The sequence below is a fragment of the Pragia fontium DSM 5563 = ATCC 49100 genome (assembly GCF_900112475.1).
GTDB classification, from domain to species: Bacteria; Pseudomonadota; Gammaproteobacteria; order Enterobacterales; family Enterobacteriaceae; genus Pragia; species Pragia fontium.
This window is the reverse complement of sequence record NZ_FOLW01000002.1, coordinates 304,911-305,158: the sequence shown is the minus strand read 5'-3', so window position 1 is coordinate 305,158 and position 248 is coordinate 304,911. Positions and strand designations below refer to the sequence as shown.

Sequence of the window (248 nt, the reverse complement as noted above, 5' to 3'; positions counted from 1 at the left end):
AATGGTGGGTCGTGCAGGATTCGAACCTGCGACCAATTGATTAAAAGTCAACTGCTCTACCGACTGAGCTAACGACCCATCTCTGATATTTACTTACCGAAAATCTAACTTAACAACAAAATCTTTAGGCTCTCACCAACATGATTCATTACTCTAAATCACGCTTTAAATGGTGGGTCGTGCAGGATTCGAACCTGCGACCAATTGATTAAAAGTCAACTGCTCTACCGACTGAGCTAACGACCCAT

Annotated in this window: 2 tRNA genes; both read right to left on the bottom strand. The window is 42.7% G+C overall.

Annotated elements, in window-relative coordinates:
- Positions 1 to 2 precede the first annotated feature (2 nt).
- Positions 3 to 78: transfer RNA gene (locus BMZ28_RS04570), tRNA-Lys, on the bottom strand.
- Between the two features lie 92 nt (positions 79 to 170).
- Positions 171 to 246: transfer RNA gene (locus tag BMZ28_RS04565), tRNA-Lys, on the bottom strand.
- Between the last annotated feature and the right edge of the window lie 2 nt (positions 247 to 248).